The sequence below is a fragment of the Rubritalea tangerina genome, from assembly GCF_042683245.1.
Lineage (GTDB): Bacteria > Verrucomicrobiota > Verrucomicrobiia > Verrucomicrobiales > Akkermansiaceae > Rubritalea > Rubritalea tangerina.
Genome location: NZ_JBHUJB010000005.1, coordinates 117,478 through 137,651, shown reverse-complemented (window position 1 = coordinate 137,651; position 20,174 = coordinate 117,478). Strand labels below are relative to the sequence as shown.

The 20,174-nt window shown below is 46.7% G+C and carries 11 protein-coding genes; 8 read left to right on the top strand and 3 right to left on the bottom strand.

Annotated features, from left to right (window positions below; all coding sequences use genetic code 11):
- The first annotated feature begins 5 nt into the window (after nucleotides 1-5).
- On the top strand, nucleotides 6-779 hold the full coding sequence (locus ACFSW8_RS00655) for a substrate-binding periplasmic protein (RefSeq protein WP_377091242.1): 774 nt from the start codon (nucleotides 6-8) through the stop codon (nucleotides 777-779).
- On the opposite strand, the gene ACFSW8_RS00650 is transcribed toward ACFSW8_RS00655, so the two are convergent.
- Together ACFSW8_RS00650 and dgt are read right to left on the bottom strand one after the other, a co-directional pair.
- Nucleotides 776-2,887: a RecQ family ATP-dependent DNA helicase gene (locus tag ACFSW8_RS00650; protein WP_377091243.1), complete on the bottom strand. Its 2,112-nt coding sequence runs from the start codon at nucleotides 2,885-2,887 to the stop codon at nucleotides 776-778. The genes ACFSW8_RS00655 and ACFSW8_RS00650 overlap by 4 nt on opposite strands.
- 13 nt (nucleotides 2,888-2,900) lie before the next feature.
- Nucleotides 2,901-4,184, bottom strand: coding sequence for a dGTP triphosphohydrolase (gene dgt, locus ACFSW8_RS00645; RefSeq protein ID WP_377177192.1), 1,284 nt, complete (start codon nucleotides 4,182-4,184; stop codon nucleotides 2,901-2,903).
- 788 nt (nucleotides 4,185-4,972) lie between these two features.
- Between dgt and ACFSW8_RS00640 the strand changes: the two genes are divergently transcribed.
- Both ACFSW8_RS00640 and ACFSW8_RS00635 read left to right on the top strand, forming a co-directional pair.
- On the top strand, nucleotides 4,973-8,401 hold the full coding sequence (locus tag ACFSW8_RS00640; RefSeq protein WP_377177190.1) for a hypothetical protein: 3,429 nt from the start codon (nucleotides 4,973-4,975) through the stop codon (nucleotides 8,399-8,401).
- A gap of 4 nt (nucleotides 8,402-8,405) precedes the next feature.
- Complete coding sequence (locus ACFSW8_RS00635) at nucleotides 8,406-9,131, top strand: hypothetical protein (RefSeq protein ID WP_377085632.1); 726 nt, start codon at nucleotides 8,406-8,408, stop codon at nucleotides 9,129-9,131.
- 530 nt (nucleotides 9,132-9,661) lie between these two features.
- Here ACFSW8_RS00635 and ACFSW8_RS00630 read toward each other — a convergent pair.
- On the bottom strand, nucleotides 9,662-10,675 hold the full coding sequence (locus ACFSW8_RS00630; RefSeq protein WP_377085628.1) for a hypothetical protein: 1,014 nt from the start codon (nucleotides 10,673-10,675) through the stop codon (nucleotides 9,662-9,664).
- A 436-nt stretch (nucleotides 10,676-11,111) separates the two neighbouring features.
- On the opposite strand from ACFSW8_RS00630, the gene ACFSW8_RS00625 reads away from it, so the two are divergent.
- The 5 genes from ACFSW8_RS00625 (at nucleotide 11,112) to fabV (ending at nucleotide 20,065) form a co-directional block, all read left to right on the top strand.
- Complete coding sequence (locus ACFSW8_RS00625) at nucleotides 11,112-12,542, top strand: Wadjet anti-phage system protein JetA family protein (RefSeq protein WP_377177188.1); 1,431 nt, start codon at nucleotides 11,112-11,114, stop codon at nucleotides 12,540-12,542.
- 32 nt (nucleotides 12,543-12,574) lie between these two features.
- Nucleotides 12,575-13,399, top strand: coding sequence for a DUF4194 domain-containing protein (locus ACFSW8_RS00620; RefSeq protein WP_377085622.1), 825 nt, complete (start codon nucleotides 12,575-12,577; stop codon nucleotides 13,397-13,399).
- A gap of 21 nt (nucleotides 13,400-13,420) precedes the next feature.
- The gene (locus ACFSW8_RS00615; protein WP_377085621.1) at nucleotides 13,421-16,762 is read left to right on the top strand and encodes an SbcC/MukB-like Walker B domain-containing protein; all 3,342 of its coding nucleotides are present in this window, start codon (nucleotides 13,421-13,423) and stop codon (nucleotides 16,760-16,762) included.
- Between the two features lie 154 nt (nucleotides 16,763-16,916).
- The gene (locus tag ACFSW8_RS00610) at nucleotides 16,917-18,773 is read left to right on the top strand and encodes a glycerophosphodiester phosphodiesterase family protein (RefSeq protein WP_377085619.1); all 1,857 of its coding nucleotides are present in this window, start codon (nucleotides 16,917-16,919) and stop codon (nucleotides 18,771-18,773) included.
- A gap of 92 nt (nucleotides 18,774-18,865) precedes the next feature.
- Nucleotides 18,866-20,065, top strand: coding sequence for an enoyl-ACP reductase FabV (fabV, locus tag ACFSW8_RS00605; protein ID WP_377085617.1), 1,200 nt, complete (start codon nucleotides 18,866-18,868; stop codon nucleotides 20,063-20,065).
- Nucleotides 20,066-20,174: the final 109 nt, after the last annotated feature.

The following is a 20,174-nucleotide window of genomic DNA, read 5'->3' as shown; positions in this document are numbered from 1 at the left end:
GCACCATGCCCTCCCCCCTCCAGCACTTCTTACTTTCAATCCTCAGCCTGGGGGCTGTCTGTGCTGAAGCCAGAGAAATCAAAATGGTCACACTGAACTGGCCCCCCTTCTACGGTGAGAAATTGCCCGATGGTGGCCCACTTACAGAATTGGCGACTGAAGCCTTTCGGCGTGCTGGACACACTGCCAGTATCGAGTTTCTCCCCTGGACCAGAGCGCTCGAAGAAGTCAAAAAACAAAGAGCCGACATCGTACTCGGAGCTTATTACAATCATGAGAGGGCGCGCCACTACCACTACAGCCAGCCCATGCTAAAGGTAAATGTTGGCCTCGTTGCCAATAGTGAAGCTAGACTCACTCAGTACTCCTCACTCCGTGACCTCACAGCCTACCGCATTGGTGTCTGCAAGAACTTCGTCAATAGCCCCGCATTCGATAATGCTGGCTACCTCCAAAAAGATGTCGCGAAAAATCAAATCCTTAACATTCGTAAACTCCAGCGAGACAGAGTCGATATGATTGCCGTCTCCTTTGAAGTCTTCCGCTACGAAGATGGCAAAATGCATGACCAACACCCTGAACAGAGCCACGTCTTTATCAAACCCTTGCTATCCCAACAGGCTCTCCACCTTATGATGGCCAAATCCATACCTGACCACCAATCAATCATCAACGACTTCAATAAAGCATTCCAAGAAATGCGTAATGACGGAACCTACTTAAAAATACTCAAAAAACACAAATTAGACCACTCATCTGCCATCCCAGATCCCCCCTAACCATAGGTCTTGATAACTGCAATAAACTGAGCCAAATACTTATCGGCTTTGGTCTCTCCCACTCCCCTAATACGCCTGCCTGCTTGCATCGACTTCGGCCTCAACCTCGTAAACGCCTCCAAAGTCTTATTGTTAAAGATCGCATAGGCGGGCACATTCTCAGCTTGCGCAATCTCAAAACGTACCTTCTTCAACCGTTCAAAAAGCTCTGGATCAAACCCCATCTCCTCTAACACTATATCTCCACCCCCAGTCGTTAAACTCTCAGATTTGGATGAGTTTGGCCACACCAGTGAGCATGAAGCCCTATCTAACATCACTTGCTCCCCCCTCGGTGTGAGGCTCACTAAAGGAAACTCACCTTTTTGCGTGTAGATCAGCCCAGCATCATGCATCGCATGGAAAAGTTCATTCAAGTAGGCAGTACCCTTGCCCTTCAGAATCCCGTAAGTAGTTAAGCCGTCTAACTTGTGTTTCTTTACCTCTTGGGATTTGCTCCCTACTAACATTTGAACAATTCTCCCTCGCCCGTACCGGCCTTCCCACTTTCCATTAATCTTGCGACTCATGCGTGCAACACCACTCAAAGCTTTCCTCAAATCTAACACCTGTTCCTCACTCCCCTCACTAGCGTCATCCCCAAACTTACTTCGGCAAACATCACAACTGCCACACACCGTCGCATCCCCTTCACCAAAATACTCCATGATCCACTTTTGCCTGCACACTCGCGCATAGCATAGCTCGATCATTGCATTAAGCTTGGCCCTGTCTCTCTGCTCCTTTTCTTCAAGCACAGCCCGGTCGATTCCTAGACGGCTGGTCAACACCTCAGGCTTCAATAAACGCGTTCCCTTAGCCCTCGCGCCAGAGACATCAAAACGTTCTACCAACCCGTGCTTCATCAGAGCCGAAAGCGCGCTTCCCACCGCCATGCCATTCTTTACATCCGCTCCAATCTTGATTTGCTCCAATGTCTCTAACACCTCAAAATCTGAGTTCGCTTGATTCTGAAGGTGCTGATACACATTACAAATCGTCGCATAGCTTGGATTCACTCCCTCTATGAAAAACTCCTGTGTCCGCGTGTCTGCATAATTAAACAATAACTCACAGTATGCAGCCTCACCATCACGCCCTGCACGTCCAGCCTCTTGGTAATATGCCTCTACACTTCCAGGCACCTCAAAGTGGATCACAAAACGCACATCCGATCGATCAATCCCCATACCAAAAGCATTCGTTGCCACCGCCACATCCGCCTCTCGTTGAATAAACACGTTTTGAGTCTTCTCACGCATCTCATCACTCATTCCACCATGGTAGGCAATACAACTAATCCCCCAATCGTGCAGCATCTCCGCAACCTCATCTACCCGCTTCCTAGTAGCACAATAAACAATCCCGGTCTTCCAGCGCTTAACGACCTCACGAATACGCTTATATTTCTGCTCGTGCTTTGATACAGCCGTTACCATCAATGACAAGTTCGGCCGTGCGAACCCACTCACCAACTCAAAAGGAGTGCGCAGCTGAAGTACTTTCAGTATATCTTCGCGCACTACTGGAGTCGCTGTAGCAGTCAGTGCCACACATTGTGGATTTCCTATGCGCTCCAATGCTTTACCCAAGCGCATATAGTCAGGTCGAAAGTCATGCCCCCATTGGCTCAAACAGTGAGCTTCATCTACTGCAAACAATGCTATGTCCACCTCTAACAATGCAGCAATAAAACTCTCTACCTTAAATCGTTCCGGAGCCACATACACCAGCTTGTACTCTCCCGCTCGCATCCGCGAAATCCGCTCACGTTGCTCCGCAATCCCCAAAGTAGAGTTGATCATCGTGGCAGCTATGCCCTTATCGACTAAAGCATCCACCTGATCCTTCATCAACGCAATCAGAGGGCTCACCACAATACTAACACCTCGCATGCACAATGCTGGCAATTGATAACATAGGGACTTTCCCCCACCTGTAGGCATCACCACTAACCCATCCTCACCCGTAAGTATTTTCTCTACCACAGCCTGCTGGCCATCTAAAAAGCCATCAAACCCAAAATACTCACTCAACGCCTCCAATGGCTGCTTTTCAATCCTACTCATGACTCACCCTCATCTAGCCCACCAAATCCCCAATAGATCCCACATCCGGCACAAACAGCCGCTTATACAAACGGCTTGTAGAACCATCTGTTAGACTCGCCATGTAATCACATAAAAGCCGACGCTTCCCCCCCACCCCCTCAGCGGCTTCGATCTCACCAGCCACATCGTCTGAAAGAAGCTGATAGGGAATATCCTCTCCAAGCACATATCGTTTACTCAGAATATCCCACAACCTTCCAAGCATATAGTTCCCTTTGTACTCGAGCTGATTCAGCTCAGGTGACATAAAGACGACTTCATAAGCCAACTTCTTGTATACCTTAGATTCGGCTCTTACCTCTTCATCCACATGAAGCTTGTAGTGATAACGGTTTGTGACCGCACTCATGAAATTCTGAACTTCTTCTATTTGGACCGCTTGAATGTAGGTCCCGATTTTTCTGCCTAACATCGGTTCAACCTTACCTGTCCTGATCGCTCCTAACAAATCACCTAGTGCCGAACCTTGAGTCACCTCCATCCCATTGGCCTCAGCCCACTGCTCGATCTTCTGAATTGATAAAAAGCCTGCACGCACACTATCCGCCAAATCATTGAGAGAATAGGCCACATCATCCGCCCAATCCATAATCTGACACTCGATCGACTTAAACCCATCTCTGACCCGGCCCGGGATGTACTCCACAGGAAAATCACGCCCCTCCAACACCCAATCCAAGTAGCTCTGCTGCTCGTCATAGATGAAATGATTCTTAGGCGCCTGGTCTGCCGAAACAGCCTTCAATTCAGACCACAATGTTTTGTACTTCAACACACCATCTAGAAAGGCCCGCGTTGGATTCATTCCAGATTTACGTGCTGAAAAAATGCGCTCAGTCAACAGACGCAATGTCTGAGCATTCCCTTCAAAACCTCCATCCTCAGCCATCAAAGCATTTAGCGCCATCTCCCCCGCGTGCCCATAGGGAGGGTGCCCAAGATCATGAGACAGACACACGGCTTCCACCAAATCGGCATCAATAAAGTAATCCTCCCTGAGTAAATCAGATGTCTGTTGTAAATAACTACATATTGATCTCCCAATCTGAGCTACCTCCAAAGAATGGGTCAGTCGAGTCCGGTAAAAGTCATACTCACCACTCCAAAACACCTGTGTCTTGCTCTGTAAACGACGAAAAGTAGGCGTGTGCAATACCCGGTCCCGATCAATCTGAAAAGCAGAACGAAATTCATCCCGAGGTACTTCTTCCACCAATCTCTCCCGATCAAAGTCGCTGTAAAATGTGTTCTGCATAAAGCCACTCAAAAAATAGTCACGCGCATTGAACACTCAATACCATTCTCAAAAAAACCTCACCACCACTCTACCTACCTTGAGATACCTACCTTGAGACCAATTCCTAAAAGCCGCTCCTCTGCCCGAATTTCTCTATCAAACAAAACCGCCCACTTGAGTGACACAACACCATCACTCAGAGCCATCATTTTAAGAGCCCTCCACCCCCCTTAAATCCCTCTACAACAAGACTCAACACATACTAATGAGATCTACACACTGAATCTAACTGTACCCCTTTAGAGTACAAACCCCGCATAATTTCAAATCGTCAAGCTATCACAATCAGACCATTGTAAATACAGTGTAATTCACTGAATTTTTAGAGGAAACATGTGAATTCGCTCAACTTAGCTCCCAACCCGGGCTAACACCAATCATTTGCTTGTTGCATTTACCTTGTGATTACAATATAAATACATAAAGCAAACAATCAATACACTCGAAATACACTGATGATGAAGCGTACCCTAACCCAACTGCGCCCACAGCCCTCTACCCACTCCAAAGGCTTCGCCCTCATTGCAAGCCTCTCAATCATGGTCCTCCTCGTCATGATTACCGTCGGCATGCTCTCACTCTCTCGCACGGAAGTGAAACAGTCCAAGCAACAGCGCTACCAACTCGAGGCCCAAGCCAACGCACGCATGGCCCTCCAAATTGCTATCGCCCAACTCCAAAAATACGCAGGCCCCGACCAACGCGTCACAGCAAATGCTGATATACTGGAAGGTAGTAGCTCCACCATGAAATACATCAGTGGAGTATGGAACACTGAAAATTGGACCCCTCGTGATGCAAACACAAAAAACCTAGTTACTTGGCTAGCAACAATTCCTTTCTCTAACCCTAAAATACCATCAGAAGTCGATGTCAAAAAAGATGTTGCACCGTACAACATCTCTGGCTCTGAGCTGATCACACTCCTAGGTGAGGGCACTCTAGGCCAGGCGGGGGACAAGGCTGATTATGTACAAGTTGCTACTATTCCAGTTCATACTGACGGTAATTTCACAGGAAGCTATGGCTACTGGGTTTCGGATGAATCCTTAAAGGCTAGCTATGGTATTCAGATCAAAGAAGATGATAAGTGGGCGGATTCTAACAAGAACTCCTCCCCATACCGCTCGTCGCTAGATGCAATTGATGAAGTTGTATTCGAGCAGTATTTTGAGAAATCAAAATCTGAGCAAATCAATACTCCCTCACTGCAGACAACCGAACTCATTACCCCTTCAGCTCAAAAGTACTTCCATCATATCACTAACAAGTCGGTATCACTGTTGACAAACACTAGGCTTGGTGGATTGAAAAGCGATCTCTCAACTGCTTTTGAATTAGACACACAAAAATTCAACGAGCTGGAGGAATTCCATAACTCTCCCGAGCGTAATAATACCGATAATTACGCGAATCTCAGCACTCAGTACACGGACGACGCATTTTATCCATCTTCACACCCCCTAGGTTACCTCTTTGAAGTTCCATCCTCAGTGGGCACAAATAGTGCGGTAGTCCGTGGACCAACGTGGGATCTCCTCAGGAACTATGCCAGACTATACAAAAAAGAATGGGACAGCTTCAGCTGGAACCGTAGCATCCCATCCTCGAATGAAGTTAACTTCATCACCAGAGGCAGCCTCCCTCTCAGCTATGCTACCGGATCGGGAGACAGTAAAACTCATCAAGGTAGAGAATACAGTTCTAGAAGTAGCCCTGGCGGCCTCTATGATTCCTTCTCTGGCAATTTTAAAGATATAGCAGAGCCAATCTCAAATGGCCCTTTCAATCCAGCTGCAGGCACTCTCCGTCAGACTGCATCACGGATAGCTCCTAGCATTATTAGAGTTACAATGGTGCTTGGTGTACGAAAGAAGAATACAGGAAAACCTGCTCCTAATGATTGGAGGCTAGCTCTTTCATTTGATCCCTATGTGACAATACATAACCCATACAACAGAAGAATCGAGTTTGAGTCTATTGGTATGTATGCATCAAAATTTAACCCTTTACGCTTTAATTTTGAGTGGACTGATAATGACGGCGCACCACAAAAAGTAGAAAATTTAATGTTCTCAGTTAATGTTGGGAATAATGGTTCGCTAGCATACAGAATTCTTCCGAAATCTGGGGAAACGTTTATCTTAGAGCCCGGTGAAATTAAAGTTCTATCACCACTCCCTGAGGGGGGGATGGAACAGGAGTATAAGGTGGTAAAAAGAAATAATATGGTCGAAGCCACCTTCGAGTATGGTGAGGATACAGGCTTATTCATGTTCCCTGGTGGATATTACCATTATTGGAATCCCCCAACGATCAAACCAAAATCGAACACATCAGTTAGGATAACATTGTCGGGTCGTCATAACAGCTTTGCTAACAGAGAACTTGACACTTTCAATTTCTCTCTGCTATCAACCAAAAGTCACAATGGTACCACTGTTAAGTTAAATGAAATAGGTCCACCTTATATGCAGGCTAATAAGGATATTTGGGATGAAGACTTCATCACGAGAATAACATATTCAACCTACGACGACGTAAGCAAAGCAGACGCCCACAAACACAAACTCTCCATTGATAAAAGCTTCAATGAAAGCAGTCTACCCAGAGTCGGAGAATCAGGCTTCTATATTGGTGCACTCGACTTGGCCTTAAAAAATGGAGCGGAAGGAGCACCAGTCTTCCACCAGTTCAACCCTAGGGGGCAAATTTATGATCTAAGGAATTATGATGGTTCAGACCGTCTCTCTCCAGCTTGGAATGTTGAGCTAAAAGACATCTCTGACGTTTCTGACCTGCAACTAGTCGGAGACCCTGAAGGTCACGGCTACTGGGGCCTTGGCAGAAATGCTTCATATGGGACAAGTAATGTCGTGCTCTATGACCTTCCCAGAGCTCCTCTCACCTCGATTGCTGCACTAACACATGCAGACATATCCATCATTCCCGAGGATGGATCCTCACAAATTGCAAATTCATTTAAACCTGCAGGCTTCGTGAAGTCCAATCAACTCACTACGAGAAGACCTATCAGTACTCAGTATAAAGCCCCTAAAGCTCAAACCCTGACTGACTTCTCATGGGCCTCAAATGAAGCTCTCTGGGATCAATACTTCTTTTCCTCAATTAACTGGGGAGACAACAGATTAGCGATTGAACAGGCTCCAGTCCAAGCTTACCTCACTCATTCCTCAGCAATTCAAGCATTAGTTAACGATAACGATAAAACTAAGAGCCCTCTTCAAAACCCCCGAATCATCTATGAAGCTTCGCAGAAGCTTGGTGATTCTATCGAGGATGACATGAAGGACTATGCTAAAATAGCCAAACATTTGGCAATCGCTGGCGGGTTTAACATCAACTCGACATCCGTTGATGCCTGGAAAGCCATTCTAAGTTCTCATAACAACTTAAATGTTAAATACCTAAACATATCACAAGTCAAAGAAGACAAAAACGAAGGAGTTCCATTTTCAAGATTCCAACTTCCAGCCGGTACCAAGGAAGATATTGCAAGGAGCACAAATACATGGACTGGATACAGGGAACTGAGTAACGATGAAATTACTAAACTCGCCGAATCTATCGTAGATCAGGTCAAATTACGTGGCCCCTTTATGGGTGTCAGCGATTTCGTCAATCGAAGACTCAGACCTTTACCATCGCCCAACACCAATGTTGACGTAGATAAACTTGGCGCATTACAAATGGCCATAGAAGATGCTGGGCTGAATGAAAAATTCAGCGAGCCAATAACGATCAGCAACTTCACAGACACGTCTATAAACACTGGGTCCAAAGACATATCACTCAGTACATTAGTGGGCAGCCCAGGCTATTTAATGCAATCTGATGTTTTGCAAACTATTGGAAGTGTTATCAGAACCCGTGGAGATACTTTTACCGTCAGGTGCTATGGGGACGCCCGAGACGACAATGGTAAGGTTGTAGCACAAGCATGGTGCGAGGCCACAATACAACGCACAACAGATTGGAGTGAAAACTCCTCCGAGCCCTTTAAAATTCCAGACCCAGCGTATCCGACTTTGGGAGAGACTGATGCTATTCTTAACAAATGGGTCCCTAACCCAAGCACCACTGCAACAAATAAAACCTACGGCCGTAAGTTCATAATTACTTCATTCAAATGGCTTTCAAGTAACGAGATTTAAGACAATGCAACCAATCTATAAACATCTAGTACGCTTTTTCGTCATTTCTGCACTACTCTTCAATACTTGTGCAAATGCTGAAACAGTTAAAAGCAAAAAGCCTCAATTCAAAGTAACCACTTGGGAAAAGTGGGACTCTAGCCCAATTCTGTTAAAAACTAAAAATGAACGGGGTAAAGAAGAAATGGTCAGTATTGAGACTATGGAAATGAGCTATTCTCGTGGATACCCCTACCAAAAAGGAGCTCCAATCAAATTCTACACTGAGACAAATGATCCGGAGACCCCCTACAAGCTATTCAAGTCTATTCAAATTCCTCAGAACATAAAGTCACCTCTGATCTTATTTCTTACTATAAACAAAGAGTTAAGAACCTTAATATTTGATCTAGACGCTAGTGATTTTAAATATGGCTCGTATAAATTAGTGAACCTTTCACAGAAAGAGATCCTGTATAAGATTGATAATAAAAGAATCAAACTAAAACCCCTAGCGTCAAGGAATGTGCCAATTGCTACTTCAGGCAAGAAAAAAGCAGTCCATTGCCAAGCAGCCGTCTTACTGGAGGGTAAACCAAAAATCGTTTACTCTACAATGCTTATGAATCGTTCAGAGAAGAGACAACTTATATTCTTTTATTCAACAAAAGATAGTAAAGGTCGAGAAGTTGTCAAAAGCCGTAGTCTAGTAGATTTTAAGCCTCAAGTATCAAAACAATCTGATGTGTAGATACTGTGAGGCCTATGACCCTTCAAGTTGAATACGTGTCTTATCGAGAATTGCTGATAGTAACATGCTGAGACTATCTGATTTACTTCACTAGATCACAAGACCTAGTATCAAATCTCTAGTTGAGCATGGCTGTTCGATCTATTTACGAATTATTCTATTTCAGAAATAATCTCACTCTCCATATACTCCCATTGATATCCCCCCCTGTGCTTCTCGAAGCCTAACCTTCCCGTCCGCGGTGATTAGGAGAGGTGCTTTATGAGTTTGTTGATCTGGAACACCTAGCTCAACTCCTCCACTTTTTTGAACCACCAGTGCATTCGATCTAGAGCTCTCGCTATCACCGATGCCGACAACTAACTGAGAATCCTCACGCTCACTATGATATTGGGGCAGTAAGATCGTATGCGCTGAACTATTCTTGAGTGTGCTCCCCCTCTTGCCTTCTCCATTCGACCTAGTTCAACAACAATAAAAAAGAGCCCAGCAATATTTGCTGGGCTCTTTCTATAAACTGAGATTTCTTACTACTTGGCTGGGAGGATTCCCCGAGCAACGAGATTGTTGATACGTCTTGCAACCTCCTGTAATCCGTCCACCACAGCTTCAGTGTAGGAACGTCCATCAAGCGTATTGGTTCCATGACCTTCTACAGCCTCACGTAAGCCCGCAAGTGCATCATCTTCATGATGAAAAAGCTCAACAATAACTTCAGTCAGCTCTCCCGTTTTTGCACATGCGGCTAACATAGCCCCAATCCACCCATCATCCGTGCTTAAACAGCCACGAGTCGTCTTGGCTGATGCGTGAAACATACCGAGTTCTCCAGACTTTGCAATTTCATCGATCAATACCTCATTCTCAGGAATGTTGAGGTTAGAATCTCCACAATGAGCAGCATCAACGAGCAGCTTGAAAAATTTCTCACCAATAAGGTCATTGAGTCCCTTAGCAACCTGCCACACCCGCCCGAGGTCCGTGAAAGTGGTAAACTCGGTTCCTCTAAGGAACTCAAGTTGCCAAACTTTAAGGCATGAATCAGCAATCTCAGCCTCGTCGTATACTCGCTTATGCAGCTTTATAACTTGTTGCACTGCAGCTTCAAACTCCTCACCCTCCTTGCGCGGCGCTCCAGATAACCACTCTTCTAACGAAGTCGATCCCACCTCTTCAATATCAAACTTCTTAGCCGTGTTCACCCCTTCTACAAGCTGCGCAACTACCGCATCTTCATCAGCGGGATCCATCGGGTTCGCCCCTCCTACCATAAGAATAATCTTCACGATCAATCCCAAATCTTTCAAGCCCGTGTACATCTCCGCCAAATCCTCTGGATGCGTTCCATTAAATTGAGAAATCTGCACAGAATCGATTTTGACAGGAGACATTGCTTGTAGTCGACGCATCTCAGCAATCGCAAACAGTTCTCCGTTCTCATCACGTGGAAGGCGGCTGTCCTCGTTAGGAACCAAGCCACCTACAAATTTCACATGTGTCGGGCATACCCCGATCTCAATATTTGCTTTTAGTTGAATGTCCATAGGCTTGTGCACGAAAACTGCCAAAGCCCTCATTGCTCGTCAACAACTACCCTTCCCGCACCTACATAGATCTTAATCAATCGCTGCATTTATACAATAAACCGCCTAACATGTACAAATCCCCTAACTCTACGCCTCATTATCACCTCGACACACCAAGCTAATGCGACGCAAGCCATTTCAGATTCAAAAATAATCAATATATGTAAACTATTAAGTAGCTTTGAGAAAAAATTTTCCCACCCCTAACCACCACACAGAAGACAAGAACCCCACAGAGGCATGCATCCAGAGACTTATTCACAACTTGTTCACTAAAGATGTCTTAATGACTCTCCCTAGCCGATTCTAAAAAAAACCTCTCTCCACACACGCCCATCATAAAATTCTTTTTCCCACTTCCAAGGAAGAAGCTCTTGCCTAGTCTCTCTGGATTGTGAGCTTGAGCCAACAAATCTTCAGAGATACACCCAGCCGATTCTTCGCCGTTCTAACATGGCGATACGGTAAACTCTACATCGATGCTTTGGACAAAATTGAGAGCATCCAACGCCATCGACATGGAGTCGGCTTAACCAGATCTGAACTAATCGAAGTCTGTGAAGATATTATCAATGAAGGCATCGAGCACATTGAGCTACCGGAAGACCTCGATGACGAACAAAGTAGAATCACAGCCCCTGAAATGATTCGTCAAATGCTTCAATCAGAATGGCTCGAAGAACCGAAACGCTCAGATTACCAACGTGTCTACTACCTTGATAGCCGTGCGGAACTACTTCTCGAATGCCTTCGTAGAATGGCATATCCAGAACAAGTAACCTTTACCGACAAACTCCACCTCGTTTGCTCCCGCATTATGGACAAAGAGGCATTTGAAAAACACCCACTTGCGGACCTCGAAGCTTGTACAGACAACCTACGCTATGGGCTACAAGAGCTACGCTCTATCCAACAAGGCATGGCGCGCCTCACCCAACGCCAGCTCCGCTCAGACTCCATCAAAGAAAACCTCCAAGTTCTTTACGATGACTTCTCAGAAAACATTGGCCAAAGAGCCTACAAGTCACTCATCGACTTAGACATCCCAGTGCGCCTGCCAATGGCCAGAGAACAGCTGGCGCAGATCCAAACGAACCCCACGGTCATCGCTAAAATGGAGCTAGAGCTCCAAAAACGTCGTCCTGAACTCAATGAAGACGAAGTTGAAGTACGCGTCCAAAACGCACTTCACGATGCAGCAAGGTTGTTAGACAGTGTTGAACCACAAGCTGAGGCCGTCGACCGAAGGGCTGCAGACTTTGCTAGACGCTCCTTCGCACGATTCCGTTACCTACAGGAAGTCTCCAGTGGACGTAGAGCAGAAGTGCGAGAACTCTTTGAATTGATCAATGAGAAATATGCTGAGTGCAAAATCAACGCCTTACCTGAAGACCTCGATCTACCTGGCCTAAAAATTCCAGCTGTAAGCCTCTTATCCGGCATTGACTCTCTCTTCTCGCCGCGTGTGGTGCGCGCTAAAGGAGAACAAGCACCTCTACAAGATCTCTATGAGGATGATGACTCCTTCTATGCCCTTGAAGAAATGAGTGACAACATCAACTCCTCGCTCACCACACTACGAGCAAACCGCTTCTACCATGAACTCAATGTCACCTCTGATGGGCTTAAGTCTAAGGACATCCCAACGGACGTAGAACAGTGGCTTCTGAATACTATCGGTCTCCTTCTTCACAGCGACACCCTAGAGAGCGAATACGACATCACTACACCTCGTGACGCCATTACCCACGACATACTTCCTGAACCTGACCAGGTCGAAGACATGCTCCTAGACCAATTCACCATTCACCCTAAAGCGCGCTAAAAAAGCCTTTCACCAATCTAACTAAGATCACTATGAACCCGACAACCATAGAAACGGATACGGATCAGTCTTTGTTCAATAACACCATGCGCGAGCGTGATAAACAAATGCTGCAAGATGTAGCACACCGTTTGTTAGCTCACGGTTCATTGCTCAGAGGACGCCCCGCAGAGAGACCCTTGTATGATTGGGCTATCGAACACCAACCATGGTTAGAAGAATGGGCTGCTTTGTTAGGTCTTAAAATTATTATTCAGCGAGATGAACGCCTTATTATGGCCATCCCTGAAGTGCCCTCACTTACCAGAAAACTAAAAAGGGATGAAACGCTCGTAGCCCTCTCCCTGTGGTACGATTACGATGTAGAAGTACGGGAAAATGGTGCTCATGATGTATTCTTCAACTTACGAGAATTTAATGAACAGTTCCAAAGTAAGTTCCCTAGCATGCATCCCCTTTCTCAGTCACGCATGAAAGAAATCTTGCGTCGCTTTGCTCGCTTCAACCTTATTGAAATGGACTGGGAGGATGAATTTAGTGACTCTGTAATTCAAATTCTACCCACCTTACGATTTGCCATCCCATTCCCAGGTATCGAGCAATGGGTCAAAGCAGCAAGCTCCTTCCAAGCTGAAACTGCTGATCCAGATTCTGAATCTGAAGCCAACGTCAACGAAGATGATACAGAGTCCGATGAAACTCCTATCCAGTCTTCTGAAGACAGTAGCACCGCTACCGAAAATGGAGAGGATCAGGTGTTGGAAGAAATCCCCACACAGCCAAAAGAAGAAAAACCAATGCTCGATGACGATGAGGAAGACGAAGAAGTCGGGCTGTTGGATGACGAAGAGGAATAAGAACGCACAATCATTGAAACTATGAGCCGAAAAATCGAACTCACACGCATCCACGCCATCAACTGGTTTGGTTACCAAGACATCTTTGATATCCACGGCAATCTACTCATTGCCGGAGTGACTGGGTCTGGAAAATCCATTCTCATGGATTTGATTCAGCTCGTTCTTATCGGAGACCAAAAGTCGAAGTATAACCAATCAGCCACTGGTAAAGCATCATCACGTACGCTCAAAAGCTACTGCCTAGGTGACACCAAGGACGAAATTGATGGACTCCCGCAGTACATGCGTAACGACGGCGCCACTACCTATGTCGCCCTCGAATTTACTTGGCCTAACAGCGAGAAGGTTGAAACCTGGGGCCTGCGCATAGAATTTGACAGCGCTGCTCAAAACCAACCCTCACGACGTCATGGTTTCATGATCCCCAAACGCTTGGACAAAGCTGACTGGATCGACCAATTCGACTTCCCTCTCGATTGGGCTGGCTTCAGAGATTACGTTTCCGACTGTGAAGGACGAGTTTTCGACACCATGGAGTCATACCGTCGTGAAATGTCTCTCCCAAGCCACCTCAACTACGATCGTGAAACTTTAGACTACCTGCTCCCTGCTGCGATGTCCTTCACATTCCTAGATAACTTTAACAAGTTCTGTAGGAATTACGTTCTTCCACCAGATGAAGTTCGCATTCAAGAAGTAAGAGACTCCTATCACGCCTTCCTCTCCCTTAGGCGCGAACTTACGGCCCTCAGAAGGCAGCTTGAGTTACTTGAATCTATCAGTAAAGACTTCAAAACGAACAAGCAGTCTATCATCGATAAGGACCTCTACGCCGATATCTCTCGAGACCTTAAGTGCGAAGAACTCCGAGAAGTCGTCGAAGAACTCGAGGAAGAAATCAAAGAACTTGAGCAACAAGCCGAGTCCGAAAATAGCCGTGAGTCAGAGCTAGAAAAACTGCTCAAAGACGGTCGCGAAAGACGTGATATCCTTCGAGACGCCCTCAACGAAACCGAGGATGGTAGACTCTTCCTTCACATAAGAGAAGATAACCGAAAGCTTGTTAGCCAAATCAACCAACTCAGAGAAGCTGGACAAACAATCAGTGAAGCTCGGGTGCTCCGTTGTCGCATGATCCGCAACTGGGTCGAAGCGCTTCAACGCACTGGCATCAAACTCCCCCACAGCATTGTCAAAACCGTTGAGAAAGCTCTCAAAGATACAGAAAATTGTGAACTCCACGAACTCACTGAAAAACTCGAAGACCTAGCAGACGCAGTCAGAAATCTACACTACGCGTCTAAAGATGCCGAGAAGCCACTCCGCGAAGAGGTCGAAAAGAAAGTGAACAAATTGCGTGGCCTCTCGGCCCGACTCGAAACACTTGAACGAGGTAAAGTAAGTCAACGCTCAGCGCTGTTAGATTCCGTCAACTCCTCACTGCCTCGGCGTAGAAACGGTGACCCAGCCGCCTTCGCCTTGCGAGAACTCTGCGAGGTGAAAGATGAACGATGGCGTCCGGCTATTGAAATTGCCTTCACACGTAAATTCGCAGTTGTCGTCGAGCCAGAAAACTACCGCTACGCGGAGACGATCTATCGAGAAATGAAAGGTGGAGCCCCCGGTGAGTCATTGATCAACCCAGAACAAGCTCTGGAGCTTAATGCGCGTTGTGAGCCCAACTGCCTCGCAGACCTGATCGAATGTCATGACCCTGTCGCTCAATCCATCGTCAACCACCTCTTTGGCCGACTAATCTGCGTAGAAGATGCTAAAGACCTCACAAAGTATAACGCATCTATCTTACCAGACGGATTCACCTACAGAAGGCCATTTGCGGAACGCCGTGCCCACTACGATAATATCCCATACATCGGTAGCCGAGGGCTGGAACAACAAAAAGTCACACTAGAAAACGAACGTGAACGCGTTCGTAAAGAACTAGAGCGCCTTCAGCCTCTCGCTGAGCTACTTGCTGACTGTGAAAATAACTACCGGAAACAACGTCTCGACAGCCCCAGCCTTGGCGCTCAACTCGCGGACCTTCAACAACTCAAAAGCTGCGAAGATCGACTCCAAGATAATATCGAGAGACTCAAAACCATCGAAGATGGTGGCTTCGAAGAAAAAGAAGCTGAACTTGGCAATCTAGACTACACCCTCTCCAGCTATGAACGTGAACTAAAGAGCCTCAGAAAATCTGAACTCAAACTCGAACTTGGCCGTAGACAAGGCAGCCTCGAAGACTACCAAGAACAACTCGATAAGGCCGATGCAGAACTCACGCGTTTCCGAGCTGAATGCGAGGGACTCGGCGAACACGATGAACGAAGAGAACAACTCTATCAGAACCTAACATCTGAATTCCCTGCGCTCGACCTCGCTGTCTCTCAGGCTACCCGACTTGAGCGTGCCTGTATCGACAGAAGCCACTTCGCCTGGGCTTCAGTCATTGAAACTCGCAAGGAGCTAGCCCGAGAATTCCCAGTTTATAATGAATTCGCACCAGAGGATGAGAAGAATGACGCATGGGAAGAACGCCTTGAGCGCATCGCCCAGAGTGACATCCCAGCCTATGAAGGCAAGGCCGAGCGCGAAGAACGTAACTGGCAAGAGATCTTCCGTAAGCAAGTCCTCGTTAAATTACGTTCCGCCCTCATGAGAGTGGATATCACTCTTAAGCTTCTTAATAAAGAGCTGAAGAAGCCCATTGGTGTACACCTCTATCAGATAAGAAAGAAACGTAACCCAGATTACGCAATCTATCAAAAGCTGGTCGACAATAGTGCCCTCGCTGACGAAGACTCACTATTCTTTGACTCCATCGACGCCGAAACAAAAGAAGAGGTCGAACGCATCTTCGACACGCTCGTTGAAGACCCGAACAATGCTGAAGCCCTCAACTTCCTGGACTACCGTAATTACTACGACTATGACATGTCAGTCCTAGACACACGGGATCCAGATGGACGAGAAACTTCTGTAGATAAACAATCTGGCAAGTTTTCTGGTGGGGAAAACCAATCCCCATACTTTATTGCGATCCTCGCGTGCTACCTCCGTGCCTACCACCGCTATGAACGCCGCGGCAAGGATCCAAGTATCGGCCTCGTTCCTATCGATGAAGCATTCTCAAAACTCTCAGGCGAGCGCATTCGAGACTGTATTGACGCTCTCGCCCAACTTGGCCTCCAAGGCGCTTTCTCAATGTCTTCAGGAAACATCCCTTACGCCATCGATCTCTGTGACCAAACCATGGTCGTATCCAAAAAAGAGACAAAGAAAGGCAGAGTGAACCACATCAGAAACATTGCCGTCTCACTTACACGCAAAGAAGCGTCCGAGAGACTAGTCAAGTAACTCTACACCCCCTACTCATACTCCAATGTGGAAGGTTGCATTGCTCCTTCCACATTTTTTATTGAGCCCCACCTTTCAGAGAGAGATCAACTAACAAAGATCTTTCTTTTCTGTGTAAGAACCGCTATGCCATAGGAATTCATTTTCTTATCCTATGGCTCAAGCATTCACATCACTTGTCTCGGAAGTTAATCACTCATTTCAAGACCTGAAACAAGACAAGTGGAAAGGTCTTCTGGTGATCTATATTGCCTTCACACTTGTTTCAGCCCTCATCCTAACACCTGTTATCAGCATCACCATTCAAGCTGTCGTATCCTTCTCCGGACAAGCTGCCCTCAGTGATACTGAAATAGCTACTTTTCTTCTAACTCCAGCAGGCGCTATCGCTGGAATGTGCATTGCAGCATTCACTCTGATGGTCGCCTTCATCACCTATGCTGGGCTCTTAGTCGCCTGCCACGCCTGCTATCACAATTCCAGCGCCCACCTTCCCGATACTCTCCGAATTATCCTAGCAAAAGGCCCAGACCTGCTAAAGCTAGCCCTGCGTTTCACTATCGCTGTGCTATGTATTGCTCTGCCTTTCCTTATTCTACTAGGTCTCGATTACCTCTATTTTCTTGGTGAGAACGACATTAACTACTATCTCAGTAAACACCCACCTGAGTTTTTCTATGCAATGAGCATTGCCGCTGTATTGCTCATCACAATGGGTGTTTTGTTAGTCAAGCTAGCCATCAGCTGGTTCTACGCGCTCCCCCTCGTACTCTTCGCTAACCATAGTTCGAAAGAAGCTAAAAAACGTAGCACAGAGCTGAGCAAAGGCGAACACCGCACCATTGCCAGCTGGCTAGCCCTTTGGTTATTTGGCACCCCACTCCTGATTTCTTTGCTCAACGCGCCTTTCAACGCTGCAGCACATTTTCTGCTACCTCAGTTCTCTGATAAGCTGGCACTTCTAGCTATCACTCTCGGCTGCACCTTAACGATCACAACTACCATTTCATTCCTAACGAGTTTCTTTGCGATTAGTATTCTGGCGAAACAAAACATAGAGATGTTTGAAAGATGTGGCCTCGATACCACCGTCCCAAGACACTTTGGTGAAAAGAAATTTAAGTTCCCGAAAGGTGAGAAGTTTGTTCTCTCATCCGCTCTAGGCATTCTCATCATTGCTGCAATTGGATGTTACTTCTGGGTGAGTGGCCTACAACAACAAGACCAAGTCCTGATCATTGCACACCGTGGAGCATCTGAGGACGCCCCAGAAAATACAATGGCTGCAATCCAACTCGCCATTGATTCCAAAGCGGATTGGATAGAAATAGATGTGCAAGAAACCGCCGACGGGGAGGTGGTCGTCTTCCACGACTCCGACTTCAAAAGAGTCGGAAATACCAAACTTAATATCTGGGACGCTCAGTCCCAACAACTCCCTGACATAGAAATCGGATCATGGTTCGATCCCCAATTTGCAAACGAAACGACCCCAACACTACGAGAAGTTCTCAACCACTGTAATGGAAAGGCTGGTGTCCTGATAGAACTTAAATACTACGGCCACGACGTGGCTCTTGAAAAAAAAGTCGTCGAAATTGTCGAAGCTACAAAGATGGTCGATCAAGTCATGATTATGTCACTCAAATACGAGGGCATTCAGAAAATTAGAGAACTTCGACCCGACTGGACAGTTGGGCTATTGTCGACTGTCTCACTAGGCGACATCACCAAATTAGATGTAGACTTCCTTGGCCTTAACAACCGAGCCGCCACTCCCCAACTCATCCAACGCGCGCATAATAGTGGCATCGACATCTACGTTTGGACCGTAAATTCCGTGCTCGATATCTCCGCAATGACGAGCCGTGGAGTAGATGGGCTCATCACGGATGCTCCTGCTCGTGCCCATGAAGTACTCCTTCAGCGAGCTGAGCTCCAACCGGGTCAACGATTGCTTCTAGAGCTGGCTCACGTATTTGGCCGTGAAAGTAACGACCTCATCCAGTGACCGCAGTCCTGCTTGACCTCTCACTCCACAACCACTAGCCTCGGCCCAGCAAACTCGCCCTTATAAATAGAGGCGCTCACTATTCATCTATCATGATTGTTAAACCAAAAATTCGCGGCTTCATTTGTACTACGGCACACCCAGATGGCTGTGCTGCTCACGTCCAAGAACAAATTGACTACGTTAAGTCCAAGCCAGCCCTTGATAATGGGCCTAAAAACGTACTCGTGATCGGCTCGTCCACTGGCTACGGCCTCGCTTCTCGAATCGTTCCTGCATTCCAGTCCGGAGCGAACACCCTCGGCATCTTCTTTGAAAAACCTGGTAGTGAAAAACGCCCGGGGTCAGCTGGATGGTACAACTCCGCAGCCTTCGAAAAAGCTGCTACAGCACAAGGGTTGTTTGCTAAGTCACTCAATGGCGATGCCTTCTCAAACGAACTCAAAGAGCAAGCCATTGAAATCATAAAAAATGAAATGGGAGGCAAGATCGACCTCGTTGTCTACTCGCTTGCTTCTCCTCGTCGCACCGACCCTAACACTGGAGAAGTCTACAAATCTGTCCTCAAAACCACCGGTGGTGACTACACGAACAAAACTCTCAATACCGACAAAGGCGAGATTGAAGAAGTCACCATCGGAGCCGCTACTCCGGAAGAGATCGAACACACCATCAAGGTCATGGGTGGCGAAGATTGGGAGTTTTGGATGAACGCATTAGTCGAAGCTGACGTGCTCGACAATGGAGTCAAAACTGTCGCTTATTCCTACATTGGACCAGAGCTTACTTGGCCCATCTACACGGATGGAACCATTGGCCAAGCAAAGAAGGATCTCGAAAAATCCTGCGCAAAAATCAACGCAACTCTCAGTGAAAAATTCGGCGGTGAAGCCTACGTCTCAGTCAACAAAGCTCTCGTTACTCAAGCATCTTCCGCCATCCCTGTTGTCCCACTGTATATCTCCATTCTCTACAAGGAGATGAAAGAGAAAGGGCTTCACGAAGGTTGTATCGAACAAATCGAGCGCCTCTTCTCAGACCGACTCTACTCAGATGACGCCAAACTCGACTCCGATGGACGTATCCGCATTGACGATTGGGAAATGCGCGATGACATCCAATCCACAGTGGCTAACATCTGGCAGACCGTCTCTAACGAAAACTTCTCAACAGTAGCGGACTTCGAAGGTTACCAAGCGGAATTCCTCAAACTCTTCGGGTTTGGCCTCGATGGGGTCAACTACGATGCCGACACAGACCCTGCCACGGCTGTGCCCTCACTCGCCGAGTAGAAACAAGCTAGAATATCATCCGCTAAATAAGCATCCACGCCTCGCCTCAAATTCTCGGCGAGGCGTTTTAGCATCGAGACTGAAGACAAACCCTGATGTATTAAGATAT

Excerpts from the sequence above, each read along its gene's own strand:
- ACFSW8_RS00640 (WP_377177190.1), top strand. The coding sequence starts at position 4,973 with ATGAAATACATCAGTGGAGTATGGAACACTGAAAATTGGACCCCTCGT.
- ACFSW8_RS00610 (WP_377085619.1), top strand. The coding sequence starts at position 16,917 with ATGGCTCAAGCATTCACATCACTTGTCTCGGAAGTTAATCACTCATTT.
- ACFSW8_RS00620 (WP_377085622.1), top strand. The coding sequence starts at position 12,575 with ATGAACCCGACAACCATAGAAACGGATACGGATCAGTCTTTGTTCAAT.
- ACFSW8_RS00655 (WP_377091242.1), top strand. The coding sequence starts at position 6 with ATGCCCTCCCCCCTCCAGCACTTCTTACTTTCAATCCTCAGCCTGGGG.
- ACFSW8_RS00630 (WP_377085628.1), bottom strand. The coding sequence starts at position 10,675 with ATGGACATTCAACTAAAAGCAAATATTGAGATCGGGGTATGCCCGACA.
- fabV (WP_377085617.1), top strand. The coding sequence starts at position 18,866 with ATGATTGTTAAACCAAAAATTCGCGGCTTCATTTGTACTACGGCACAC.
- ACFSW8_RS00635 (WP_377085632.1), top strand. The coding sequence starts at position 8,406 with ATGCAACCAATCTATAAACATCTAGTACGCTTTTTCGTCATTTCTGCA.
- ACFSW8_RS00615 (WP_377085621.1), top strand. The coding sequence starts at position 13,421 with ATGAGCCGAAAAATCGAACTCACACGCATCCACGCCATCAACTGGTTT.
- ACFSW8_RS00650 (WP_377091243.1), bottom strand. The coding sequence starts at position 2,887 with ATGAGTAGGATTGAAAAGCAGCCATTGGAGGCGTTGAGTGAGTATTTT.
- dgt (WP_377177192.1), bottom strand. The coding sequence starts at position 4,184 with ATGCAGAACACATTTTACAGCGACTTTGATCGGGAGAGATTGGTGGAA.